Annotated in this window: 21 protein-coding genes; 2 read left to right on the forward strand and 19 right to left on the reverse strand. The window is 40.0% G+C overall.

Annotated elements, in window-relative coordinates; all coding sequences use genetic code 11:
• Positions 1–123: 123 nt before the first annotated feature.
• From rsmB to BN988_RS03645, 9 genes are all read right to left on the reverse strand, one after another.
• Entirely contained in the window at positions 124–1,470 is a 1,347-nt protein-coding gene (gene rsmB / locus BN988_RS03605) for a 16S rRNA (cytosine(967)-C(5))-methyltransferase RsmB (RefSeq protein ID WP_036573144.1), read from the reverse strand.
• On the reverse strand, positions 1,471–2,409 hold the full coding sequence (fmt, locus tag BN988_RS03610; protein ID WP_036573145.1) for a methionyl-tRNA formyltransferase: 939 nt from the start codon (positions 2,407–2,409) through the stop codon (positions 1,471–1,473).
• Positions 2,410–2,468: 59 nt separating this feature from the next.
• Positions 2,469–4,877, reverse strand: a complete 2,409-nt coding sequence (gene priA / locus BN988_RS03615; protein WP_036573146.1) for a primosomal protein N' — start codon at positions 4,875–4,877, stop codon at positions 2,469–2,471.
• A complete protein-coding gene (gene coaBC / locus BN988_RS03620; protein WP_036573158.1) occupies positions 4,874–6,088 on the reverse strand; it encodes a bifunctional phosphopantothenoylcysteine decarboxylase/phosphopantothenate--cysteine ligase CoaBC in 1,215 nt (404 codons plus the stop codon). The genes priA and coaBC overlap by 4 nt, the downstream gene beginning before the upstream one ends.
• A 133-nt stretch (positions 6,089–6,221) precedes the next feature.
• The gene (gene rpoZ, locus BN988_RS03625; protein WP_036573159.1) at positions 6,222–6,416 is read right to left on the reverse strand and encodes a DNA-directed RNA polymerase subunit omega; all 195 of its coding nucleotides are present in this window, start codon (positions 6,414–6,416) and stop codon (positions 6,222–6,224) included.
• Complete coding sequence (gene gmk / locus BN988_RS03630; RefSeq protein WP_036573160.1) at positions 6,416–7,033, reverse strand: guanylate kinase; 618 nt, start codon at positions 7,031–7,033, stop codon at positions 6,416–6,418. The genes rpoZ and gmk overlap by 1 nt, the downstream gene beginning before the upstream one ends.
• A gap of 24 nt (positions 7,034–7,057) precedes the next feature.
• Complete coding sequence (gene remA, locus BN988_RS03635) at positions 7,058–7,321, reverse strand: extracellular matrix/biofilm regulator RemA (protein WP_036573161.1); 264 nt, start codon at positions 7,319–7,321, stop codon at positions 7,058–7,060.
• 107 nt (positions 7,322–7,428) lie between these two features.
• A complete protein-coding gene (locus BN988_RS03640) occupies positions 7,429–8,310 on the reverse strand; it encodes a YicC/YloC family endoribonuclease (RefSeq protein WP_036573163.1) in 882 nt (293 codons plus the stop codon).
• 417 nt (positions 8,311–8,727) lie between these two features.
• Entirely contained in the window at positions 8,728–11,382 is a 2,655-nt protein-coding gene (locus tag BN988_RS03645; protein WP_036573166.1) for a cation-translocating P-type ATPase, read from the reverse strand.
• Positions 11,383–11,515: 133 nt separating this feature from the next.
• On the opposite strand from BN988_RS03645, the gene BN988_RS03650 reads away from it, so the two are divergent.
• On the forward strand, positions 11,516–13,237 hold the full coding sequence (locus tag BN988_RS03650) for an Rqc2 family fibronectin-binding protein (protein ID WP_036573169.1): 1,722 nt from the start codon (positions 11,516–11,518) through the stop codon (positions 13,235–13,237).
• A 69-nt stretch (positions 13,238–13,306) separates the two neighbouring features.
• Here the strand turns inward: BN988_RS03650 and BN988_RS03655 are convergent, their stop codons facing one another.
• Positions 13,307–13,726: an organic hydroperoxide resistance protein gene (locus BN988_RS03655; protein ID WP_036573171.1), complete on the reverse strand. Its 420-nt coding sequence runs from the start codon at positions 13,724–13,726 to the stop codon at positions 13,307–13,309.
• 65 nt (positions 13,727–13,791) lie between these two features.
• The gene (locus tag BN988_RS03660) at positions 13,792–14,649 is read right to left on the reverse strand and encodes a LysR family transcriptional regulator (protein ID WP_036573174.1); all 858 of its coding nucleotides are present in this window, start codon (positions 14,647–14,649) and stop codon (positions 13,792–13,794) included.
• Positions 14,650–14,759: 110 nt separating this feature from the next.
• Here BN988_RS03660 and BN988_RS03665 point away from each other — a divergent pair, with 110 nt between their 5' ends.
• Positions 14,760–15,530, forward strand: coding sequence for a class I SAM-dependent methyltransferase (locus BN988_RS03665; protein WP_036573176.1), 771 nt, complete (start codon positions 14,760–14,762; stop codon positions 15,528–15,530).
• A gap of 95 nt (positions 15,531–15,625) precedes the next feature.
• On the opposite strand, the gene pyrE is transcribed toward BN988_RS03665, so the two are convergent.
• From pyrE to BN988_RS03705, 8 genes are read right to left on the reverse strand one after another with little or no spacing between them, the layout of a single operon-like run.
• Positions 15,626–16,240 (reverse strand): orotate phosphoribosyltransferase, encoded by a 615-nt coding sequence (gene pyrE / locus BN988_RS03670; protein ID WP_036573178.1) that lies wholly within the window; start codon positions 16,238–16,240, stop codon positions 15,626–15,628.
• On the reverse strand, positions 16,224–16,934 hold the full coding sequence (gene pyrF / locus BN988_RS03675) for an orotidine-5'-phosphate decarboxylase (protein ID WP_036573180.1): 711 nt from the start codon (positions 16,932–16,934) through the stop codon (positions 16,224–16,226). Before pyrF ends, pyrE begins: the two co-directional genes overlap by 17 nt.
• Positions 16,931–17,845 carry a dihydroorotate dehydrogenase gene (locus BN988_RS03680; protein ID WP_036573190.1) on the reverse strand — a complete coding sequence of 305 codons (915 nt, stop codon included), beginning with the start codon at positions 17,843–17,845 and terminating at the stop codon, positions 16,931–16,933. Before BN988_RS03680 ends, pyrF begins: the two co-directional genes overlap by 4 nt.
• Positions 17,842–18,594, reverse strand: coding sequence for a dihydroorotate dehydrogenase electron transfer subunit (locus BN988_RS03685; RefSeq protein WP_036573192.1), 753 nt, complete (start codon positions 18,592–18,594; stop codon positions 17,842–17,844). The genes BN988_RS03680 and BN988_RS03685 overlap by 4 nt, the downstream gene beginning before the upstream one ends.
• On the reverse strand, positions 18,591–21,788 hold the full coding sequence (carB, locus tag BN988_RS03690; RefSeq protein ID WP_036573194.1) for a carbamoyl-phosphate synthase large subunit: 3,198 nt from the start codon (positions 21,786–21,788) through the stop codon (positions 18,591–18,593). Before carB ends, BN988_RS03685 begins: the two co-directional genes overlap by 4 nt.
• Positions 21,781–22,881, reverse strand: a complete 1,101-nt coding sequence (gene carA, locus BN988_RS03695) for a glutamine-hydrolyzing carbamoyl-phosphate synthase small subunit (RefSeq protein WP_036573196.1) — start codon at positions 22,879–22,881, stop codon at positions 21,781–21,783. The genes carB and carA overlap by 8 nt, the downstream gene beginning before the upstream one ends.
• The gene (locus tag BN988_RS03700) at positions 22,874–24,157 is read right to left on the reverse strand and encodes a dihydroorotase (protein ID WP_036573201.1); all 1,284 of its coding nucleotides are present in this window, start codon (positions 24,155–24,157) and stop codon (positions 22,874–22,876) included. The genes carA and BN988_RS03700 overlap by 8 nt, the downstream gene beginning before the upstream one ends.
• A complete protein-coding gene (locus BN988_RS03705; RefSeq protein ID WP_036573202.1) occupies positions 24,111–25,037 on the reverse strand; it encodes an aspartate carbamoyltransferase catalytic subunit in 927 nt (308 codons plus the stop codon). Before BN988_RS03705 ends, BN988_RS03700 begins: the two co-directional genes overlap by 47 nt.
• Positions 25,038–25,202 lie beyond the last annotated feature (165 nt).

Here is a 25,202-nt window from a genome sequence, read left to right on the forward strand (position 1 = left end):
TATTACACAAATAAGTGTAAAAAAGAACATTTTTTCTAATCACGTCACGTATTATATGTTTCTGTTATAGTTGGAACGGTTATTTTAGTACTCTACAAACCAATATTTCTATATACTTATTGATTAAATTCGCTTAATCCGTGTCAAAAAGAAGCCATCCGTATCTTCATCCTGCGGGAATATTTGTAGTCCATAGGACGTAATCCCTCTTGCATCTTTTAGACTTTCTGGAAGCTCATCAAAGAAGGTCTTATCTACTGTATAAGAAGCGTTATTTGAAAGAAATGACTTTACCACTCCTTCATTTTCTGCTGCATCTACAGTACATGTGCTATAAATCAACAAACCATCTTTTTTAAGAAGTGGGGCAGTGCTTTCTAATATATCAAGCTGAATATCAGCTAATCGTTTTATATCTTCTTCTTGCTTATGATATTTTATTTCTGGTTTTCCTCGCATCACTCCTAGGCCTGAGCATGGAGCATCAACAAGAATGCGATCAAAACTCTCAAGTTCATGTGTTTCTTGCAAGCTTCTTGCATCTTGAGCTGATGCATGGATAATTGATAAACCTAGGTCTGATGCTTTGTACTCTATCCTTTTCGCTTTCTTTTTGTGAAGATCATAAGCATCTATGCGTCCCTTGTTCAACATTTTTTCCGCAATATGGGTCGCTTTTCCTCCTGGTGCACTGCAAGCATCTAAGACCTGCATACCAGGTTCAGCTTGCAATAGCTCTCCAACAAGCATGGAACTTTGATCCTGAATGGTAATTTCTCCGTCTTTAAATAAAGAAGACCTTAAAATATTTCCTTTTTCCACGATTATTCCTTGTGAAGATAATGTAGAAGTACTAACCTCGTAACCTTCCTGTCTGAGCCTATCCATTGCTTCACTTCTTGTAATCTTCAACGGCTGAATCCTTATGGCGGTATGCTTTCTAGTTATATTTGTCTTACACATCTCTTCGACAGTCTCATAACCATAGGTAGATACCCAACGACTTACCAACCATTCTGGATGACTTGTTTCGATAGAAAGGCGTTTCACATCATCTTTTATTTGAGAAGTAGAGGGGACTCCCTTACGTTGTATCGTTCTTAAAACACCATTAACCAATGAAGCAATCCCTTTATGCCCACGGCGTTTAGCCAGTTCAACAGCTTCATGGATGATAGCATGGTCAGGAATCTTATCTAAGTACACCATTTGATAAACAGACATTCGCAGAAGCATACGTACCCATAGATCTAACTTTTTTTGTTGGTCAATAAAATTTTGTAGATAATAATCAAGCGTTAATTTATATTGCATGGTACCATACACGATTTCAGTTAGAAGTCCTTCATCTTTAGCTTGGATTTTTTGCTTTCTTAATTCATTGTCAATTAACAAATGACTAAAGCCATTGTCTTTTTCAATCCGAATTAATATATCGAGAACTGTATCTCTTAGTAGATAATTATTCATTTAACCACCCAATACTGTGCCTATTTTTATTCGATCGGCGGATCCTTGTAAATAATCTTTAACCGACATCCGTTTTTTTCCTGCTGGTTGCATGTCTGTTACCTTAATCGCTTTTCCGTCTCCACATACAACAAGAAACCCATCTTCTGTTCTTTCTACAATTTCTCCTGGGCTGCCATCATAATGTTCGTCTTGTATTTCGCCCCACCAGACTTTCATATTTGAACCTTGATAGGTTGTAAATGCTACAGGCCAAGGATTAAGCCCACGGATGTGATTGTAAATCTCCAAGCTGTTCTTATGCCAATCAATTTTTTCCTGTTCACGCTTGATATTACCAGCAAAGGTTGCTTTTGCGTCATCTTGCTTCAAAGGATGGATATCACCATTAAAAAGACGTGGTAAGGTGTCCATTAATAATGTAGTTCCCACTTTAGAGAGCTTATCGTGCAAAGTACCGACATGGTCCTTATCATCTATAGGTACGGATTGTTGGGTTAATATATCCCCGGCATCGAGCTTTTCCACCATATACATGATTGTGATGCCTGTCTCTTTTTTACCTTGCATTATTGCATAATGAATTGGAGCGCCGCCTCTTAACTCAGGAAGCAAAGATGCGTGAACATTTATGCAACCAAACTCTGGACCCTCTAACAGAGCGTTTGGCAGTAGTTGACCGTAAGCTGCTGTAACAATTAAATCAGGCTGATAAGCTAGAATTTCTTCATAGCTATCTCTTAATTTCTCAGGCTGATAGACGGGAATGCCATGTTCTTCTGCTTCGACTTTAACCGGTGGGGGGGTGATAACTCGCTTCCTCCCCACCGGTCTGTCTGGTTGAGTTACGGCGAGCACTACCTCATACTCTGATTTCACTAGGTTATGTAAGATGGGAACGGAAAAATCCGGTGTTCCCATAAATACGATTCGTTTCATTTAGTTCCCTTCTTTCTATATATAATATGTCAACCGTTTCTGCACCCATTAAATACGGTTTACATTAGGTGATGTGGTTGCATGTCCACTGTAATAAGTAGTTCCCCTTTTTGGGTTTCCTCTTTAAAGTGATCCATAATACTTGAAATAATTTCCCTCAGATGTGGTTCATTTTTGTATTTTATCATGCATTGGTACCTATATCTATCTTTTATCCGTGGGATCGGAGATGGTGAAGGACCTAGCACTACCGTATTAGTCCTAACATTGTGAAGTAAATCTTTTACAATGTGACTTGTCGTTTGTGCTGCTGAAACTTTATTTGGATGTGAGACTGTAATAAGAGCCAAAAAGAAATAAGGTGGATATTGAAACGTCCTCCTTGTAGCCATTTCCTTCTTATAGAATCCCTCGAAGTCATACTGACTGGCAAGTTCAATACTATAGTGATCTGGTGTATATGTCTGTACAATAACTTCACCACTAAGTTCATGCCTGCCTGCCCTGCCACTTACTTGAGTCAATAACTGAAAGGTTTTCTCTGACGACCTGAAATCTGGTAAATGCAACATAGAATCTGCTGTAAGAACTCCTACAAGTGTCACATTTTCAAAATCTAGTCCCTTAGCTATCATTTGGGTTCCAAGTAAAATACTAGCCTCTTTATTGGCAAATTTCCGCAGAAGTTTTTCATGCGACCCTTTTCTCCTCGTGGTATCTACATCCATTCGGATAATCCCTGCCTCTGGAAGCAGCTTCGTTAACGCTTCCTCTACTCGTTGTGTTCCAGTTCCAAAATAACGAATTAAATCACTCTCACACTCCGGGCATACAGTAGGCATTGGTTCTTCATACGAACAGTAATGGCATTTTAAATGATTCGTATTTTTGTGGTAGGTTAATGCAATATCGCAGTGAGGACACTCTTTAACATGACCACAGTCCCGGCACATTACAAAGGTGGAATAGCCCCGCCTGTTAAGAAGCAAAACGATTTGCTCACCTTTTTCGAGACATTGCTCCATTTTTTCCATTAATACACGGGAAAACATCGTTCGGTTGCCAGCATGCAGTTCAGCTCGCATATCAACAATATCAACTTTTGGCATGTCCTTTTCGTTCGTTCTTTTAGATAAGGTGGCAAGCTGGTATACGCCTTTTTCCGCTCTGGCGAAGGTTTCCAATGTTGGGGTGGCACTTCCTAAAACAACTGGGCATTGATGGGTTTTCCCGCGCTCAATAGCAACATCTCTCGCATGATACCTAGGTTGATCCTCTTGTTTGTACGTTCCTTCATGTTCTTCATCAATAATAATAATTCCAATATTTTCAAACGGAGCAAAAATGGCAGACCTTGCACCAACCACAACTTTTACTTCTTTTTGGTGAATTCGTCGCCACTCATCATATTTTTCACCTGCCGATAGTGCACTATGCATGACGGCAACCTTTGAACCAAAACGACCCTTAAACCGATTAACCATCTGTGGTGTTAAAGCTATTTCTGGAACAAGGACGATAGCCTCTTGCCCTTTGTGAATAACATCCTGAATCGCTTGGAGATATACCTCCGTTTTTCCACTCCCTGTTACACCGTGCAGCAGAAAAACCTCATGTTCATTGTTTGCGATTTTTTCCTTCATCGGTGCAATTGCCCGTTCTTGTTCCTCTGTTAAATCTAATGCCGTCGTTTTACTAAATTGCTGCTTTTCATGTGGGTCACGGTATACCTCAACCTGATTGGTCTCAAGTAATGCTTTATCTACAAGTGTTTTAATCGTACTGGAAGTCGTTTGATATTTTTTTAAAAGTAGTTTCTTTTCCACCGGTTCAGGTTTTTCGATAAAATAGGCGAGTAACTCGCGCTGTTTGACAGCCTGCTTTGAAAGATCCTGAAAAGCTTCTTCCATTAAGTGAGGTTCCTTTGCAGGTTGTACCATTGTGACATACTTTTTTGTTATTTTTGAATGGACCAAGTACTTTATGACAATATCTCCATCTTGAACTGCCTTTTGTAACTGATAGTAACTAATGGTAGATCCTTCAAACTCCTCATAGCCAATGACATCCCTTCCAGCAAAAAGGTGCTCCAACTCTTCGGAAAGTTGCTCCTCTGTATCCCGGACTAACTCCTTTTTATACTGCGCTTTCAATACTTGGGGGAGCATTGCTTGTAATGCTGTAATGTAAAAACTCACGGTATTCTTGGCTACCCATTTACCCAAATTAAGCAATTCTGTTGTCAATACTGGCGTTAAATCAAGAACCTGATCTATCTCACGGAGTTTTTTAAATTCAGATTGCGCTGCTTTCCCAACAACAAATCCCATAATTTTACGAGGACCAAAAGGAACAGTGACACGCATTCCGATCTGGAGGATATCCAAGTATTTGTCCGGGATCAGGTAATCAAATGTCTGGTTTATCGAACTGGCAGGGACGTCCACGATGACGTTCGCTATTTTCACATGTCCTCATCCTTCATATCTCTTAAGATAAGTTGAATAATCGACTTCGCAACCTCTGTTTTAGTAGCTAAGCCAATTTCATTCCTATCTTCTTGTTTATTTACATATGTCACCATATTGGTGTCGCCTTCAAAGCCAGCACCCTGTGCTGCAACATTGTTAATGATAATGGCGTCTAAATTTTTGGCACGTAATTTTTGCAATCCATATTTTAGTGGCTCATTTGTTTCTGCAGCAAAACCAACTAGAAACTGCTTGTCTTTTTTATTTCCTAGAGACATAAGAATATCTTGGGTCCGCACCATTTCTAGTTGTAAATTCCCACCTTGTTTCTTCATCTTTTCCGTATAAACGTGCTTTGGTTTGTAATCTGCCACTGCTGCTGCCTTGATTACAATATCGCTTGCAGCATAATGTCGATGCATTTCTTCATACATCTCCGCTGCTGTCACAACATTAATTCGATGAATGTTCTGCTCTTTAAGTACTTGCTCAGAAGGTCCCGCAATAAGTGTAACTTCTGCTCCTTGCGCTGCTGCAGCCTCTGCCAAGGCAAATCCCATTTTCCCTGATGATCTGTTCGTGAAATAGCGAACTGGGTCTACCTTTTCTCGTGTAGGTCCAGCTGAAATCAGTACTTTTTTTCCTGATAGATTTTCAATCATTTCTTCACGCTGATGGTGGATGATGGTTTCGATGATCGTTTCAGGCTCCTCTAACCGACCTTTTCCTACATACCCACATGCTAAGTAACCGGCTCCAGGCTCAATAAAGTGGTAACCCCATGATTCTAATTGTTGCATGTTCTTTCTAACGGCCGGATGTGCATACATATGTACATTCATCGCAGGTGCAATATAAACCGGTGCCTCACTTGCGAGTAGTAAAGTGGACAGCATATCATCTGCTATACCATTTGCCAATTTCCCGATTATATTGGCAGTCGCTGGTGCCAATAGAATAAAGTCGGCCCAGTCAGCTAAGTCAATATGGGCTATTTTGCTCGGATCCTTTTCATCAAACGTATCTGTATAGACAGGATTCCTTGAGAGAGCCTGAAACGTTAGCGGGGAGACAAACTCTACCGCACTTTTTGTCATAACAACCTTCACATTTGCTCCCTGTTGTGTCAGCTTACTAGTAAGTGCACAGGCTTTGTATGCAGCAATTCCCCCACTAACTCCAAGTAATATCTTTTTATCCTTTATCATTTGTGATACGCCCCTTCCCGACAGTCGCTACATTAGTTATAACATATACGAATCCTATTTCGCCTTTAATATGAATTGCCGCACAATGAATAAAGTCTCCTCAATAGACCATGTGAGGAGACTTCTTAAATGTTTATTCTTCCGTGATGAAAAGCTTGTCGGCCTGAACTTCTTCCAACGCCATTCCAACATATTTATGTGATTTAGGATTATCAATCAATACCTTGTTCGTTTCACTCATTTGCCTTGCGCGTCTTGCAGAAAGTGTTACAAGGGTATATTTGGAATTTATTTTCTCCTGTAGTGCATCAATTGACGGTTCTAACATTACAACTCATCCTCCAGTAATTTCTTATATTGTTTTGCAACACGTTCACGCTTTAAATGTTCACTTTGAATAATAGATTGAACTTTGCTTACAGCGTGTTCTACCTTGTCATTAACCACGACATAATCATAAGCATCCATCATTTCGATCTCTTTCCTTGCTTCCTTGAGACGGTTTAAAACTAAATCAGATGATTCGGTTCCACGGCTAACAATCCGATTTTTCAATTCTTCCAGACTTGGCGGGAAAAGAAAAATAAATACACCTTCCGGGAAATTCTCTTTCACTTGCAAGGCACCCTGAACTTCTATTTCCAAAAAGACATCATAACCAGCCGCTAAGGTCTGTTCCACGTACGTCCTTGGTGTACCATAATAATTATTAACATATTTAGCATATTCTAACAGCTCGTTTTGGTTAATCAGTTCTTCAAATTCTTCTTTAGACTTAAAAAAGTAGTCCACCCCATCCGTTTCTCCCGGTCGACTGTTTCTCGTAGTCATCGAAATAGAATACTTCAGCTCTGTTGCCTGGTCAAATAATTCTTTTCTAACGGTGCCCTTTCCTACGCCAGAAGGCCCGGAAAGTATAAATAAAATTCCCTTCTCTTCAATCAAAATTGTTCCTCCTATACAAATCCATTAATTCTCATCTGATATTTCTTCATGGCTTAGCACGCGCTGTCCGACTGTCTCTGGTTGGACAGCTGAAAGTACTACATGGTCACTGTCTGTTATAATAACAGCTCTTGTTCTTCTGCCATAGGTAGCATCAACTAATTTATTATTGTCTCTGGCAACCGTAATAATACGTTTAATCGGCGCTGATTCTGGTGAAACAATCGATATAACACGATTAGCAGAAACAACATTCCCAAACCCTATATTTATCAATCGTAGACTCAACTTGCTTCCCCCTTAATATTGCATCACTTCTATTATATTAGTAGGCTATAAGTTCAATTCCTTATAATATAATTATTATATGAAAAAAGATAGATCAAACTCAAGCATTACTCAATATTCTGCACTTGTTCTTTTATTTTTTCTAGTTCACCTTTTAAATTAACAACATGCTCACTTATGATAGGATCATTCGATTTAGCACCAATCGTGTTTCCTTCTCGTTGCATCTCCTGAATAATAAAGTCAAGTTTCCTGCCAATGGCACTTCCCTCTTCTATTGTCTCAAGAAAATGGACCACATGGCTGGATAGTCGCGTCAGTTCCTCCGTGACATCTCCTTTTTCTCCCAATAAAGCAACTTCCTGGTGTAGCCTGTCATAATCCATCTCATCAATTTCAGACAAGTGCTGCTTAATTCTATTCCAGATTCTCTCTTTGTAAGCATTTATGACAACTGGTCTCTGTTCATCGATGTTTTGAATTGTTTTTTTTACTAATTCGAGCCTAGTTCTTAAATCTTTCTCCAGATACTGTCCTTCCGACATTCTCATTTCCTTTACCTGCTGTGCAGCTATACGAACTGCTTCTAAAACAGGGATTTTTAAACTCTTTCCAGAGGGCTCTTGTTCCGTAACAGTAAAAATTTCAGGCAACAAGGGCAGTGTCTCTACTGATACATTCCCAGACAGGCCATATCGTTCCTGGGCCATTTTCATCTGGGACATATACTGATCTAACACTGCCCAGTCTGTATGTACTTCCCTAGCGTTCGTTTGCCCGCCAGCTATTTGAATTGAAACCTCTATTTTACCTCTTTGAAAAAAAGATTGAATAACTTTCTTTATTTCATCCTCCATCATTGATATCGAGCGAGGTAGCTTTGCAGTAAAATCAAGAAAACGATGGTTTACACTACGAATTTCTACATTGATGTTACCGTCCATATATTCGGTTACATTACTTCCATAACCAGTCATACTTATTAACATGCTATCACATCCGTTATTGTCCATTATACCTTGATTCACCAAAAATGAAAACAGATAATATAAAAGCGAAGAGTGCCTGCTTAAAAACGTAGTGACTGGAGTGAATCAACCAAGATAAAGGAATCACGGTGAGGGACGAACCGATGATGACTTTCGCCTTCCAGGCATAAGGGCGAACTAAGCCTCTGGTTGAAACCAGTCGGCAAGTCTGCTTTATTGTAGGGCGATTAACGAAGTCCCCTAGTTTTTGGTGCTCAGAGCTGGACGATATAAAAGCGAAGAGCGCCTGCTTAAAAAGCCTCTTCTTAAATTCGACATCAGTATATACTAGATACTTAAGGCTACGTAAGAGTAATCGATCCGCACATTAATCAAAAAACCACGTGCTCTAGTAACAGAGACACGTGGTGGCTGGTATTATTTTTTTGTGAATCCAAATAGTACAGTCGGCAGGGCGCTTAATACAATAATTAGCATCCAATCCCTTATTCCTAGATATGTTGTATGGAAAATTGGCTGAAGAGGTTCCCAGTATATAACAACTAACAACAACAGCAATGATGAAAGTACCGCAAATACTAGGTAGATATTTTCAAAAGGATTTCTTGCAAAGACAGATTTTTCACTACGACAATCAAATACGTGAATTAATTGTGCCATAACAAGCGTTGTAAAGGCAATGGTTTGACCATAAATCAAATTATCCGGATTGTTTTGATATGTTACCATAAAGCCAATTAATGTTACGATCCCGATGAGAATTCCTCTTGTTATTATCTTATAGCCAAGCCCTCTTGCAAATACTCCCTCACGCGGATTACGTGGAGAATGTTTCATGACATCTCCTTCCGATTTATCTAGACCAAGAGCCATGGCGGGTAGCCCGTCAGTAACCAGGTTGACCCAGAGTATCTGAACCGGAATTAAAGGTAGCGGCATAGCTAGGAGCATTGCAAATAACATGACTAAGATTTCTCCAACATTTGATGCAAGTAAATAGCGAATAAATTTTCTAATGTTTTCATAGATGTTTCGGCCTTCGTGGATTGCCGATTTTATTGTTGCAAAGTTATCATCCATTAAAATGAGCGATGAGGCTTCCTTCGTTACATCGGTTCCACTAATTCCCATGCTAATGCCAATATCACTAGCTTTAATTGCTGGAGCATCATTTACTCCGTCTCCCGTCATGGCAACAATGTGCCCTTTTCTCTGAAAGGCTTGTACAATTTTTAATTTGTGTTCTGGGGTTACTCTTGCGAACACATACGTATCATCAATTACATCTTCTAAATCCTCAACCGACATTTCCGATAGCTGATGCCCTTCAAGAACCAACCCATTCGCCGGTAAAAGATTCAAGTTTTGGGCAATGGCACGAGCTGTTTTGACATGATCCCCTGTAATCATAACTGTCTTGATACCTGCCTGATTACATTCTTCGATCGCGGCTTTTACTTCCTTACGCGGAGGATCCATCATGCCATATAAGCCGATAAAGGTAAGATCCTTCTCTAGAAAAGCATTATCTAGATTCTCATTCTTGCTTAAAGGCTTTATGGCAACAGCCAACGTACGTAGCGCTTTCTCAGCCATCCCATTTATAGCCTCATCGATTTTCTCTATATCGGCTGCTTTTAAAACAGAACGCCCCTGAGCGTTCTCTTGATATGTCGACCTAGGTAATAATACATCTGGTGCGCCTTTGGTAATTAAATAGCGCATCTGATTTTCATCTTCAATAACGACACTCATCCGCTTGCGGTCTGAATCAAAAGGTATTTCTTTTATAATGCGATACTTCTCCGTAGCGTTCACTGTTAGACCAATCTTTCGCGCTGCAATGAGAAGCGCTCCATCTGTTGGGTCTCCATCAATATACTGTTTTCCTTTTTTCACTTGTAAGGATGCATTATTACATAGGGACCCATAGAGCAGCATTGCTTTTAAATTCGGATAATCTTCATCCACTTTTTCTTTATTTAGAAAAAAATCTCCTTGAAGATTGTAGCCATCTCCAGTTACGTAAAGCTGGTTTCCACCTATAAAGAGCTCTTTAACTGTCATCTTGTTTTCTGTCATGGTCCCTGTTTTATCACTACAGATGACAGAAGCACAACCTAGTGTCTCCACTGCAGAAAGTTTCCGTACAATCGCTTTTTTACGTATCATTCGTTGAACACCAAGGGAAAGTGCCACTGTAACGATTGCCGGTAATCCTTCCGGTATAGCCGCAACTGCTAAAGATACACCTGCAAGAAACATATTATAAATAGGATGACCTTGCATCACACCAAGCATCACAACGAGTGCAGTAAGGAATAGGGCAACTACGATGAGAATTTTCCCCAGCTCCGCTAGTTTTCTTTCCAATGGTGTCATAACCTTCTTCGTGTTTGCCATTAAGGAGGCAATCTGGCCCATTACCGTATTCATGCCTGTCCCAACGACGATCCCAATTCCTGACCCTCTTGTCACAAGCGTACCCATGAAGCCCATATTTACTTGATCCTGTGCTTCTAGTTGATCTCGAGTAATTGCTGTTGCGTGTTTCATTACAGGAAGTGATTCCCCAGTAAGTGTAGATTCTTCTGTTTCCATTCCACTTGACTTTACGATTCTTATATCAGCAGGAATACGGTCCCCACTTGAAACTTTCACAATGTCGCCGACAACTACTTCCTTTGAATATATTTTTTCCCACTTCTCATTACGCAACACCGTTGCAAGTGGGGCAGAAAGTTCTTTTAATTTCTCCAGTGATTTCTCGGCTTTTTGTTCTTGAAAGTAACCGAAACACCCATTAACAAGGACGATAATCATGATAGCTATGGCATCAATATATTCTCCCAAGAGCCCGGCAATTAACGTAGCCGCCAATAATACTAAAACCATAAAGTCCTGAAATTGCTTAAGAAAGATAAGCCATTTGGATGTGTTTTTCTGTGTTTCCAATACATTATAGCCATATTGTTTGCGTCTTTTTTCTACCTGTTTCGTCGTTAATCCCTTTCTTGATGTTACTTGAAGCTTTTGTTCCACCCGTTCAACGTCTAATTGATACCATTTCATCGGCACTCCTCCAAATAAGCCAGTAATTAGTTGTGTTTTATATCACCTAAACCATGCAGATGACTCTCCTATGTAATTAATATCTATGCAGACTTGTCCTTAAAAATGCTATAATTACTCAGGAGGTGATCTTATGCCGTTTGATGGTATTGTTACAAGAGCAGTAACAGAAGAATTGAAACATAAATTATTACCAGGTAAAATCACAAAAATATATCAGCCTACCCTGACGGAAGTCGTTTTTACAATAAGAAGTCAAGGCAGTAACCACACCTTACTTTTTTCAATACATCCCACATATGCTAGGTTTCATCTAACCGACGACAGCTACCAGAACCCTGCTGAAGCTCCCATGTTCTGCATGGTTTTGCGAAAGCATCTCTCAGGAGCAATCATTGAGGATATCTCACAACAAGGGATGGAACGTATAGTAGAATTTTCTATTAAAACGCGAAATGAAATCGGTGATATCACCCACAAATCGCTTGTTATGGAGTTGATGGGTAAACATAGTAATGTCATGCTAATCGATAGAGAGAAAGGGCATATTATTGATAGCTTGAAGCATGTTTCCTTGTCTCAAAATCGGCATAGAACTATTTTGCCAGGAAATGAATACCAGCTCCCTCCACTGCAAGATAAATGGGACCCACTGCAAATAGATGGCGAACAGTTTGTTAAGAGAATTGACTTTAATGCAGGTAAGGTAGATCAGCAGATTGTCAATACACTTACAGGTTTTTCTCCTTTTATTGCAAAAGAGTTAGTAAACAGAGTAAACCTTGGATCTACTAAAACGTATGTTGAGAAATTTACCGAATTACAACAGCAACTTATTGAAAATAGGTACGAACCAATTATCTACCGTGGTAAAAAAGAAGAATTCCATGTCATTCCATTGTCTGCTTTCACTGGTGACACAGAAGTCTTTAGCACGACTAATAAAATGCTGGATACCTTTTATTCTGGTAAAGCTGAAAGAGACCGTGTAAAACAACAGGCAAAAGACCTTTACAGGTTTATAAAAAATGAGAAGGACAAAAACGTCCGGAAATTAAAGAAGCATGCTCAAACGATTAAGAAAGCGGAAGGCGCGGAGAAGTTTCAACGGCTAGGTGAATTATTGACCGCACATATCCATATTGTGAAGCCGGGTGCCGATACAGTAGAAGTGACGGACTATTATGATCCGAATGGCGGTACCCTAACTATTGACTTAAATCCAAATAAAACAGCAAGTGATAATGCCCAAAGCTATTATAAAACCTACCAAAAGCTAAAAAAATCAAAGCAGGTTATTGAACAGGAAATTCTCAAGACAAATGAGGAAATTGCATACTTTGACCAGCTATTACAGCAGCTCGATGTTGCATCAACAGGAGATATTGAAGAGATTCGTGAAGAGCTAAGAGAAGAAGGCTACTTGCGGAAACAATCGAAGAAAAAGAAGCAAAAAACAAAGCAAACCAAACCTGTACCAGAATCCTATACATCTAGTGATGGGACAGCTATTTTGGTCGGGAAAAACAATAAGCAAAATGAATATGTCACGATGAAACTAGCCCGTCGAGATGATATTTGGCTACACACTAAAGACATACCTGGCTCCCATGTCATTATTCGGGATAGTGAGCCAAGTGAGGATACGCTATTAGAGGCTGCACAAATTGCAGCGTATTTTAGTAAATCGCAACAATCCTCTTCTGTACCGGTTGATTATACGCTCATACGGCATGTGAAAAAGCCGAACGGTGCAAAGCCTGGTTACGTAACATACGATAACCAGAAGACACTGTATGTCACCCCAAATGCAAGCATTATTGAAAAGTTAAGAAATTCTAAAAGCAGTTCCTGATTGAATTTACTGTAACAAAAAGAATAGAAAAAGGCCGTCGATTATGTCGACAGCCTTTTCATGTACCTTTTATTTTACGGTTGGGTTTAATTCCACATCAATGTTGCCTCTTGTTGCTTTAGAATATGGGCAAAAGTCATGTGCCGCTTCTGCTAGTTCTTCCGCTTCTTCAGGTCCAACTCCCTCAATAGAGATATTTAACTTAACTGCTATTTTGAAACCACCATCTTCAGGGTCCTTTAAGAAGCTAACTTCTGCAGTTGTTTCAGAATCAATTTTCTTTTTTTTCTCTCTGGCAACATGGTTAAGCGCACCATCATAACAGGCTGCATATCCTGCTGCGAAAAGTTGCTCTGGATTTGATCCTTTATCCGATTTATTCTTAGCTGGGTTGACCAGATTAACATCAATTAAACCATCATCTGATTTGACATGTCCGTCGCGTCCGTTTTTGGCAGTTGCACGAGAAGTAAATAATACATCGCTCATTTCTAAAAACACTCCTTTTTCTTGTTCTATTGTTACTGTTCCTCTTATTAACGCCTCTTAAACATTTATAAAAACTTTTGACCCGACATTGCCCTAATAAAGTGATCAACTTGTGGTAGCTGTCGTACCCCTTCTTGGTAGCAAATCCACGTATCCCGTGTTACCGCTTCTCCTTCAGAAATTAATGGAAGATGCGGATACTGTTCCTTCATGGAATCGGATACACTTTCTGGCAAAACAGCCATCCCTAACCCTTGTTTCATTAATTGTTTGCATGTTTCGATCTGGTCAACTGTAATGGTCTTCATCGCTTTTATCGAGTTATGTTGGTAGAGCCAGTTATCTACTAATTCATGCATACTATCATCGCTTTTAAAAGAAATCAGTGTCCTTTCCTTAATTTCATCGGAAGGAAAGGGCTCAGAGTCAAATAGATATAACGGATCCGCGAATAGGCGCTCACAATTACTTTCCTTTAATTTTTCTCCACGAATGATACAGACATGATATTGTTTGTGATGACTTTTTATATCTTCACTAATCCCTGTCACTAGATCTATTGCCACTTTTGGAAAGCGGGCAGTAAATTCACCTAAAATAGAAGGCAGAAAGCGCTGACTAATAAGAGAAGAACAGGCAATGGACAATGTCCCCTGAACTTCTTTGCTAGAGCTAGCGAGCTTATTTTTTATGTCCTGTTCACTATGGACAACCTGAAATGCATGTTCTAGTATCATTTCACCACTGGGGGTTAGGAGCAATCGTTTCGGCGTCCGAATAAAAATTGCTTCCCCAAAGTATTCTTCAATATATTTCAGCCGTTGTGTCACTGCTGGTTGTGAAATTAATATCGCTTTTGCGGTACCCCGAATGGTTCCAATTTCATTTAATTTAAGTAAGAGCGCATAATCATCTATTTTCAATCGTTTCATCCCCTATACGATAAGTTTTATTTATCCCTTTTAATTATAAAATAATATTTTAATTATTGCATTTTTCGAGGTATATTAAAAGAACGAAAGGTGTGATGGGAATGGACAAAGAAGGGAAGAAACTTGTGCAAAAAGTGTTTTCTGAGAATAAACAAGCGTATGTTAAAAGCAATACACATGCAAAGGGGGCTGATTTACTGGCAATACCAGATTGGCTCTCTCTATCAGCAACAGACAGGGTTTTGGACATTGCAACTGGCGGTGGCCATGTAGCTAGAACACTATCACCATATGTTGACCAAATGTATGCAACAGATCTTACAAAAGAGATGCTTGCAGAAGCAGCGAGACATCTTCAAAGCTTTGATAACATTCATTATATTATTGCAGATGCAGAAAACTTACCATTCTTAAATAATAGCTTTGACCATGTCGTATGCCGAATAGCCGCACATCACTTTCCTTCCCCTAATTGTTTTGTTAAAGAAGTGGAAAGGGTGCTTAAACCGGGTGGTTCTTTTTTGCTTATTGATAATATTGCATCAGAGACAGATCCCTTCGATATTTTTATAAATACGTTAGAAAAATTACGTGATCGTAGTCATCATCGTTCACTAAAGATATCTGAATGGAAGCAAATATTTTATCGGAATCAGCTAAAGATTACGAAAGAACAAACACGTAAAAAGACGCTCCCCTTTGATAATTGGCTGCATCGCACTGTACAGGACAAAAAATGGAGACAAAAGGTATCGACCTTTGTATTAACATCAGGGCCCAATATATTAAACCATTACCAGTTTGAAATTAAAGAAAAACGTATTCACAGCTTTGCCCTTGATGAATGGATGGTATTAGGCACTAAATTATAGAATGCTGGTTTCATAAAGGTGCAGACTTCTGTATGTAATACGCAAAAATAAGCCCCCTAAGAATCAGCTTATGTTGATTCTCAGGGGACTTATACTTACAGGTCGTTTCTCCAGTTTATTAACTGCTCATGCTCTGACTTTGTAAGACGATTATCGGCTTCCATCACATCTAACAGCTCGTCATAGCCTGTTATCGTTTCTAGACATATGTTTTCTTTTTCAAATAGTTGTGCTGACTTATTCAATCCATAGGAAAAAATGGCATGGACACCAAGCACTTCTGCTCCTTGCTCTTGTAATACCCTAGCTGTTTCCAAAGAAGATCCTCCAGTCGAAATTAGATCTTCAATTACGAGAACTTTTGCCCCATTTGTACAAGCACCTTCAATCTGATTGCCTTTGCCATGCCCTTTAGGCTTTGACCGTACATATACCATTGGCAAATCCATTTTATCGGCGAGCCATGCAGCATGCGGGATACCAGCAGTTGCACAGCCGGCAATAACATCGGGCTTCACTGGCATCCTATCAATCATTTCCATAAAAGCCTTGGTGATTTTTCTTCTTATTTGCGGATGTGACATCGTAAGTCGATTATCGCAATAAATTGGTGATTTTATACCTGAGGTCCATGTGAAATAATCTGATGGGTTTACTTGTACTGCTTTAATATCTAGTAAATCTCTTGCCAGTTCATACGATAATACCATTGTCCCACTCCTTTACTACACGCTCATAGGCCATTTTTGGATTTACTGCTTTTGTGACACTTCTACCTACGACAATATAGTCCGTGCCTTGCTTTTTAGCAAATTTTGGTGAGGCAATTCGTTTCTGGTCATTGTCTCCCGTTCCATCCAGTCGAATGCCTGGCGTCACAGTTAAGAAGGACGTTCCACATTCTGTTTTTATTCTCTCTGTCTCATGTACGGAACAAACCACCCCGTCAGCTCCATTGCTGCTAGCAAATCTTGCAAAATGACTTACCTTCTCTTCCACTTCTCCTGGGATATGTAATTCTGTATTCATTGCTTGTTTGTCCATCGATGTTAGTATGGTAACAGCGATTAACTTCGTCTTACCAGAGTTTCCAACAGTCAAGCCTTCTTTTGCCCGCTTGATCATCTCCGCTCCTCCCAGTGCATGCACATTTACCATTTCTACATCAAGCTTGGCAATATTACGCATTGCTTTCATAACAGTTGTCGGAATATCATGTAACTTTAAGTCAAGGAAAATCGCATGATTATCTTGTTTTAGATATTCAATGATTTTCGGACCTTCCCTGTAAAATAGTTCCATGCCGACTTTAACAGGGACACCAGCTAATTGATTTGTGTGAAGAAAATGCTTTGTTTCTTCCCAATTAGGAAAGTCTAGTGCTAGATAAACAGATTGGTTCATGTAAGTACCCCCTTCCCAACAACTTCTTGAACAGATGAAAATCCGTACCGTTTTAATATTTCTGGTAATGCATCAATAATTTCTGGACACACAAATGGGTTTTGAAAATTAGCTGTCCCAATGGCAACAGCATTGGCACCAGCCAGTAAAAATTCGAGCACATCTTCTGCTGTAGTGATGCCACCCATCCCAATTATAGGGATGGATACGTGCTGCCGTACTTCATATATCATGCGGATCGCAACTGGCTTAATAGCCGGCCCAGATAATCCACCTGTTTTGTTAGCAAGGAGAGGCTTCCGAGAAGGAAGATGAATCCGCATGCCAGTTAGCGTATTAATCATAGACAAGCCATCAGCACCTGCAGACTCGACTGCTTTTGCCATCGCTGTAATATCCGATACATTAGGTGAAAGTTTGACGTATACCGGAAGATTACTTGCTTGTTTCACCCGCTCTGTTACACGCGCGGCCATAACAGGATCTGTGCCAAATTGAATTCCGCCTTCTTTTACATTGGGGCAGGATATATTCAATTCAAGTGCGGCAACATGATCGGTCTCATTAAAAGAGTGTGCAACGTGCTCATACTCCTCTAACGAACTACCAGCGATGTTGGCAATAATAGGAGTCTGGTAATCTCTCAAAAAGGACACTTCGTGCTCAATAATGCTCTCTACTCCTGGGTTCTGTAAACCAATGGCATTTAGCATTCCAGAAGCCGTTTCTGCAACTCTTGGCGTATGATTTCCGAACCTTGCCTCACCGGTTGCCGCCTTCATAATGATTGCCCCAAGCTTATTTAGGTCATAAAATTCACTGTACTCACGTCCGAAACCAAAGCATCCAGACGCGGGCATAACTGGATTTTTTAAGTTTAGACCAGGTAATTCTACTTGTAAGGAATTCATAGATTTACCTCCTGATGATGAAAGACAGGTCCGTCTTTACAAATTTTACGATAGCCTCCATCGTGATCTGTTGGTATGACACAAGCAAAGCAAGCCCCAACACCACAGCCCATTCTTTCTTCAAGCGAAATATAACCATTTTTATGGACCAGTTCTTTTGAGACTGCTCTCAACATTGGTAAGGGGCCACAGGAGTAATAGGTATCAAAGTCTGCAATACTCCCGATTACGTCCGTTACAAAGCCTTGTGTTCCATATGAGCCGTCATTCGTTACAATATGCGTCTCCCCGAGCTGTTTAAATTCTTGTTCATAGAATACATAGTCTTTTGTCTGAAAACCGAGTATGGATATGACTTTTTTTTGTTTATCAACTAGTTTTTTTCCTAAATTATAGAGTGGTGGTACGCCGATTCCTCCCCCAATTAATAGAATCGTAGATGATTCAGGTTCCAGCGTAAATCCGTTTCCAGCAGGCCCTAACGCGTTTATAACAGAACCGATTTGATAGTCAGCTAAATGCTTTGTGCCCGATCCATTGATCTTAAACAAGATTGTCACAGTGTTTTTATCTCTATTTACACTCGCAATAGAAATCGGGCGCCTTAAGGTATGTCCATCAATTTGCAGGTGAAGAAATTGACCAGGCTTTGCTGTCATACTGATGAAGCTGTTTTCTAGCACCATTTCATAAGTTTCCAACGCGATCTCTGTTGAATTCTTTACGATCAATTCTTCTTTTTTCATTATAAAACAACCTCTTTTTGTTTTATTTCCGTCGCACTAAATGTAGTAGAATCTATAACATTTAAAATAGCATTTGCTGTATCCATGTTAGTGAGACAAGCGATGCCATGTTCCACTGATTCTCGGCGAATAATAAAGCCATCAGACCTTGGCTGCTTACCTGAAGTCAACGTATTAATAACAAACTGTACATCCCCATTTTCAATAATTGAAAGCACATTAGGCTCTTCCGCACCAATTTTAGCTACCTCAGAAACTGGCAATCCTGCTTTCTTCACATAAGACGCGGTCCCTTTGGTTGCATACAACTGGAAACCAAGTTGATGAAAACGTTCTGCTATCTCAAGCATTTCCTCTTTGTCCTTATCTGCGACTGTTAAGAGCACAGCACCTTCTTGCGGAATCGTTAGCCCAGAAGCAATTAACCCTTTGTATAGAGCTTTTTCTAATGTTTTATCATAGCCAATTGCTTCACCAGTGGACTTCATCTCTGGTCCAAGAATTGTATCTACGCTGCGTAACTTTTCAAATGAGAAGACAGGAACTTTCACAGCTACATAATCATTTTCCGGTAAAATACCTGTTTTATAACCGATATCCCTTAATCGTGTTCCGAGAATACATTTTGTGGCAATATTAGCCATTGTCACTCCTGTAATTTTACTCAAGAATGGAATGGTTCTGCTGGCGCGTGGGTTAACTTCAAGTACATAGACCTCGTCATTTCTCACGATAAACTGAATGTTTATCAGACCCTTCACATGCAATGCCTCTGAAATAAGCTCTGCAGCTTTCATACATTTTGCCTTAACCGTTTCACTGATCCGCTGCGGAGGATACACGGCGATTGAGTCTCCAGAATGGACCCCTGCACGCTCAATATGCTCCATAATCCCAGGCACAATGGTCGTTTCACTATCGCTGATTGCATCCACCTCTATTTCAATTCCGGTAATGTATTTATCTACAAGAATAGGATGCTCTGTGTTCATGTTTGTCGTTTTCGCGAGGTATGCCTTTAGTTCATCTTCGTTATAGACAATCTCCATCCGACTTCCACCAATTACATAGGATGGTCGAACCAATACAGGATAGCCAATTTCATTTGCTACATCTAAAGCCTGGTTCATTTTCTTAACTGCTTTCCCTTTTGGTCTTAACAAATCTAGTTCATCTAGTAAAATTTCAAACTTATCTCTATCCTCTGCACGGTCAATTGCTTCTAGATTTGTGCCAAGAATTTTCACCCCTCTCCTTTCAAGACCTGCAGCTAAATTAATCGCCGTTTGACCCCCAAACTGTACGATAACTCCTTCTGGCTGTTCTAAATCAATAACATGCATAACATCCTCAAGTGTGAGTGGCTCGAAGTATAGCTTGTCACTAATACTAAAATCTGTTGAAACAGTTTCCGGATTATTGTTCATAATAATTGCTTCATAACCCATTTCTTTGATGGCTAATACTGAGTGGACAGTAGCGTAATCAAATTCAATCCCCTGTCCAATGCGAATTGGCCCTGAACCAAGTACTAGAATTTTCTTTCGCGACGAGACGATGGATTCATTTTCTTCTTCATAGGTGCTATAGAAATACGGTGTCTCTGACTCAAATTCTGCTGCGCAGGTGTCCACCATCTTATAAACCGGACGTAGGTCAGCATCAGATCTTAGTTGATAAATATCATCTACAGACAGATTCCATAACCGAGCAATATGGGAATCAGAGAAGCCTACCTTCTTCGCTCTTTCTAATAGTTCAATAGACTCTGGATTATTCTCTATCTCTTGTTCCAACTTAATTAAGCCTGCTAGTTTCACAAGGAAGAAACGATCTATTTTGGTTTGCTCAAATACTTCATCAATCGTCATCCCCCTGCGCAGTACTTCTGCTAGTACGAAAATCCGCTCATCATTTGCTTTTTTTAGGCTTGAGATAAGAAATTCATTATTCTCTTTTGTTAAACTGTTAAGCCATAGCTCTTCTGTTCCTATATCAAGCGAACGAATCCCTTTCAGTAGTGACTCTTCAAAGTTTCGACCAATTGACATGATTTCCCCAGTTGCTTTCATCTGGGTGCCAAGCTTTCGGTCACCTGTTACAAATTTATCAAATGGAAAACGAGGAATTTTTGTGACGACATAATCCAATGCTGGTTCAAAACATGCATACGTCTTTCCTGTGACTGGGTTTACTATCTCATCTAATGTCAAACCAATTGCTATTTTTGCTGCTACTTTTGCTATCGGATAACCTGTAGCCTTTGATGCAAGTGCAGAGGATCTGCTTACACGCGGATTTACTTCAATAATAAAATAATGAAAGCTGTTCGGATCAAGAGCCAGTTGTACGTTACACCCGCCCTCTATTTCCAAAGCACGTATTATTTTTAAAGAGGCATTCCGCAACATTTGATACTCTCGATCACTAAGTGTTTGAGATGGTGCTACAACAATCGAGTCACCAGTATGTATGCCTACAGGATCGACATTTTCCATATTACATACAACGATAGCCTGGTCGTTTTTATCTCGCATTACTTCGTATTCAATTTCCTTGTAGCCAGCGATATTTTTTTCAATCAGACATTGGTTTACTGGTGATAGTGTGAGTCCACTTCGAGCAGTTTCCTTTAACTCTTTCATGTCATAACACATGCCTCCACCAGCTCCACCCATTGTATATGCTGGCCTTACAATTAGCGGAAAGCCAATCTCTATTGCAAATTCACAGGCTTGTTCTACCGTGTTTACAATCGTACTGTCTGGTACTGGTTCACCAAGTTCTTTCATAAGGGAACGGAATTTCTCTCTGTCTTCTGCCTGTTGAATCGCATCTAAGGAGGTTCCCAATAATGTAACACCATAGGCTTTTAGTATTCCAGTTTCCTCGAGCGCTACTGCCAGATTTAATGCTGTCTGACCGCCTAAAGTTGGGAGCAAGGCATCAGGCTGTTCTTTCCGAATGATCTTCGTTAAGAATTCCACTGTTAATGGCTCCATGTATACATTATCCGCCACTGTATGGTCTGTCATAATTGTGGCCGGATTGGAATTAGCTAAAATGACGGTATATCCTTCTTCTTTCAATGACTGGCAAGCTTGTGTTCCGGAATAATCAAATTCCGCTGCTTGACCGATTACGATGGGACCTGACCCAATCACAAGTATTTTTTGGATGTCTGTATTTTTAGGCATATGCTTCCTCCTTGTTTTTTCTCTGGGCTTCGTCAATCAATTCCAAAAACTGATCAAATAAGTGATTCGTATCATCTGGACCTGGAGAACTCTCAGGATGGTATTGGACAGAAAATGCAGGATAATGCTTATGCTTTACCCCTTCTACTGTGCCATCATTTAAAGCAATTTGGGTAAGCTCTAAATCGGTATTTGTAAGGGATGCTTCTTTAACTGCATAGCTATGATTCTGTGATGTTATATAAGTTTTTTCTTTGTCCAAGTCCTTGACTGGGTGATTGGATCCTCTGTGTCCAAACTTCATCTTTTCTGTGTCGGCTCCACAGGCAAGTGCCAGTAATTGATGACCTAGACATATCCCAAAGATAGACACCTTTCCAATAAGCTCTGCTATCATGTTAATTGCTTCGGGGACATCCTTAGGGTCTCCTGGACCATTTGTCAACATGATGCCATCAGGTTTTAATCGAAGGATGTTTTCAGCACTGTAGTTGTATGGCACTACTGTAATATGGCAATTTCGTTTTGTAAGTTCACGCAAAATGCCGTGTTTCATACCGAAATCTACTAGAACAATCCTTCTGCCTCTGCCTGGCACAACATAAGGCTTAATAGTCGAAGTCCTAGGCACTTGATCTGTTGGTAGCTTCTTTCTATGTAATTTTTCAAGCAGTGTTTCTACATCTTCGCTTTGATCTGCGATAATTGCTTTCATCGTTCCGTGTTTACGAATTATTTTAGTCAACTTTCTCGTATCAATTCCATATACGCCAGGAATATCATGGGCCTTAAGGTAGCTATCAAGGCTCTCTTCACTACGAAAATTGGAGGGTATCTCACAGGTTTCCTTTACGATAAATCCATGAATGAATGGATGGACGGTTTCAAAGTCATCTCGATTTATTCCATAATTGCCTGCAAGCGGATAGGTCATGGTTACAATCTGGCCACAATAAGATGGATCAGTAATAATCTCCTGATAGCCTGTCATCCCTGTATTAAAGACTATTTCGCCTACCATCATACGGTCACTTCCAAATCCTTCTCCGTTTAATACTGTTCCATCTTCTAATACGAGCTGCTTTTTATTCATGTTCATCCTCCTTGTAGGCAATCTTTCCTTCCGAGATGGTTAAGACTGGGACACCTTGTACTTCCCATTCATGAAACGGCGTATTTTTCCCTTTTGAAAAGAAGCTGTTTTTATTAATTTTATTCTGTTTCTTTAAGTCAACCAATGTTAAATCTGCGGCTATTCCCTCTACAATCTTGCCATAAGGTAGGTTAAATACTTCCGCTGGGCGAACAGTCAACCAATCTACTAATTGTTGCAAGCTACATTTTTCAGTTTGGACTAGATGGGTATACAATAGTGAAAATGCTGTTTCGAGTCCTACAATGCCAAAGGGAGCACCTTGAAAGCCCTTTGCTTTCTCGTCCTCTGCATGGGGTGCATGGTCTGTCGCAATAAAATCTATTGTTCCATCCAATAGTCCCGCAAGCAACGCCTCTTTATCAGCTACTGCTCTTAAAGGAGGGTTCATTTTATAATTCGCGTTATCTTCCTTTACAGCCATTTCATCTAGTAGAAGATGGTGTGGGGTGACTTCTGCTGTTACATGAATGCCTGCCTTTTTAGCATCTCTGATAACGCGTACAGATTCTTTAGTACTCACATGGCAAACATGATAATGACACCCAGCAGCTTCTGCTAGTAATACATCTCTAGCAATTTGTACGGATTCACTTAACGACGGAATCCCTGGTAATCCTAACTTCTTACTGACTTCACCATCATGCATAACCCCACCATAAACAATGGAATTGTCTTCGCAATGAGCAACAATTGCCTTTCCAGTAGCAGCAGCCTGCTTCATGGCTTGGAGCATAAAATCAGCTGTCTGAATTCCTACCCCATCGTCCGTGAAGGCAAAGACTCCTTCCTGGGACAGCTTGGAAATGTCCGTAATTTCTGTTCCTTGCAAACCTTTCGTTATCGCAGCATAAGGAAGTACACGCACTTCTGCCTCTGTCTGGATTTTTTCAAGGAGTGAACGTACAGACTGTACATCATCTGGGACTGGATTCGTGTTCGGCATGGCACAGACAGTGGTGAATCCTCCTCTAGCAGCTGCTTTTGTACCAGTCTTAATCGTTTCTTTATGCTCTCCCCCTGGCTCCCTTAAGTGAATATGCACATCTATAAAACCTGGAAGAAGTAGGTTTCCCTCACAATCAATCGTTTGGTCTGCCGTAACTTGTATAGATTTTCCAACTTCAGCAATTTTGTTATCTACAATTAATACCTCACACGTTTCTTCCTCAGATGCTGACGATAGCTTCTTGGCGTTTTTTAGTAGTAATTTCATTTAATTTCCCCCACTCTCCAAGTATTCTTTTCATAATGGCCATACGGATATATACTCCGTTGTTCATCTGCTTAAATATGCGGGACCTCTCGCACTCTACCAGGGAACTATCTATTTCAATCCCTCTGTTTACTGGGGCTGGATGCATAATAATGGCATGTGCAAGCATTTGTTGCTCTCGTTCTTTCGTTAACCCATAGCGCTCTAGGTATTCTGCATAGTCCCCTTCATTGCCGTGTCTTTCATGTTGAATACGTAAAAGCATTATCACATCGCTTTTTCTTACTGCTTCATCCATACCGATATAAGGAATTGGAAGAGAATCATCGATAAACTCTGGTGCGGCACTGAAAACAACTTTTGCACCAAGCCTGGTGAGCGCCTCAGCATTTGATTTAGCGACCCTGCTATGTTTAATGTCTCCTGCTATGGCGATCTGCAATCCTTGAAAACTACCAAACTCTTGATAAATTGTTAGTAGATCAAGCATACACTGGGTTGGGTGTTCTGCCTCCCCTGCCCCCGCATTAAGAATGGGAATTGATAATCCATCCTGTAGTTCTTCTATCCAATGATCCGAAGCATGTCGAATTACAAGCATATCCGCTCCAATTGCTTCAAAGGTTTTTGCAGTATCGTAGAGTGACTCTCCCTTTGTTGCACTTGAACTTTCTTGGTGAAAATCGAGTACTTCCATTCCAAGCTTTCGCTCAGCTACTGTAAAACTCATTTTTGTTCGGGTACTTGGTTCATAGAACAGATTAGCCACAAATATTTGTTTTGAGAGAGGAAGAGGTTTTTCCTTCAGTGCCTCTGCCATTTCTAATAATGAATAAATTTCCTCTTTCGTTAACTGGCTTACTGATGTAAAATGTTGCATTTTCACAACTCCTTCACGAAATAATGATCGTAGGGTGAAAAGGATTTTGAGACATAAAAAAACCTCTTTGCAAAAGTTGCAAAGAGGTATACGTGTATTGTTATGGGTATACACGTCTCCTAAGGCAACCTTGCAGATCTCTCTGTATCTGTTTAAAGGTTTTAT

Source organism: Oceanobacillus picturae (assembly GCF_000612865.1).
Taxonomy (GTDB): domain Bacteria; phylum Bacillota; class Bacilli; order Bacillales; family Amphibacillaceae; genus Oceanobacillus_B; species Oceanobacillus_B jordanicus.

What these genes read in the sequence shown, in the direction of transcription:
- BN988_RS03665 (WP_036573176.1), top strand. Translation starts at nt 14,760, where the DNA reads ATGGACAAAGAAGGGAAGAAACTTGTGCAAAAAGTGTTTTCTGAGAAT.
- pyrF (WP_036573180.1), bottom strand. Translation starts at nt 16,934, where the DNA reads ATGAACCAATCTGTTTATCTAGCACTAGACTTTCCTAATTGGGAAGAA.
- BN988_RS03680 (WP_036573190.1), bottom strand. Translation starts at nt 17,845, where the DNA reads ATGAATTCCTTACAAGTAGAATTACCTGGTCTAAACTTAAAAAATCCA.
- BN988_RS03700 (WP_036573201.1), bottom strand. Translation starts at nt 24,157, where the DNA reads ATGAAATTACTACTAAAAAACGCCAAGAAGCTATCGTCAGCATCTGAG.
- carB (WP_036573194.1), bottom strand. Translation starts at nt 21,788, where the DNA reads ATGCCTAAAAATACAGACATCCAAAAAATACTTGTGATTGGGTCAGGT.
- BN988_RS03705 (WP_036573202.1), bottom strand. Translation starts at nt 25,037, where the DNA reads ATGCAACATTTTACATCAGTAAGCCAGTTAACGAAAGAGGAAATTTAT.
- BN988_RS03645 (WP_036573166.1), bottom strand. Translation starts at nt 11,382, where the DNA reads ATGAAATGGTATCAATTAGACGTTGAACGGGTGGAACAAAAGCTTCAA.
- rpoZ (WP_036573159.1), bottom strand. Translation starts at nt 6,416, where the DNA reads ATGTTAGAACCGTCAATTGATGCACTACAGGAGAAAATAAATTCCAAA.
- carA (WP_036573196.1), bottom strand. Translation starts at nt 22,881, where the DNA reads ATGAATAAAAAGCAGCTCGTATTAGAAGATGGAACAGTATTAAACGGA.
- BN988_RS03640 (WP_036573163.1), bottom strand. Translation starts at nt 8,310, where the DNA reads ATGTTAATAAGTATGACTGGTTATGGAAGTAATGTAACCGAATATATG.
- coaBC (WP_036573158.1), bottom strand. Translation starts at nt 6,088, where the DNA reads ATGATAAAGGATAAAAAGATATTACTTGGAGTTAGTGGGGGAATTGCT.
- BN988_RS03655 (WP_036573171.1), bottom strand. Translation starts at nt 13,726, where the DNA reads ATGAGCGATGTATTATTTACTTCTCGTGCAACTGCCAAAAACGGACGC.
- pyrE (WP_036573178.1), bottom strand. Translation starts at nt 16,240, where the DNA reads ATGGTATTATCGTATGAACTGGCAAGAGATTTACTAGATATTAAAGCA.
- BN988_RS03650 (WP_036573169.1), top strand. Translation starts at nt 11,516, where the DNA reads ATGCCGTTTGATGGTATTGTTACAAGAGCAGTAACAGAAGAATTGAAA.
- rsmB (WP_036573144.1), bottom strand. Translation starts at nt 1,470, where the DNA reads ATGAATAATTATCTACTAAGAGATACAGTTCTCGATATATTAATTCGG.
- fmt (WP_036573145.1), bottom strand. Translation starts at nt 2,409, where the DNA reads ATGAAACGAATCGTATTTATGGGAACACCGGATTTTTCCGTTCCCATC.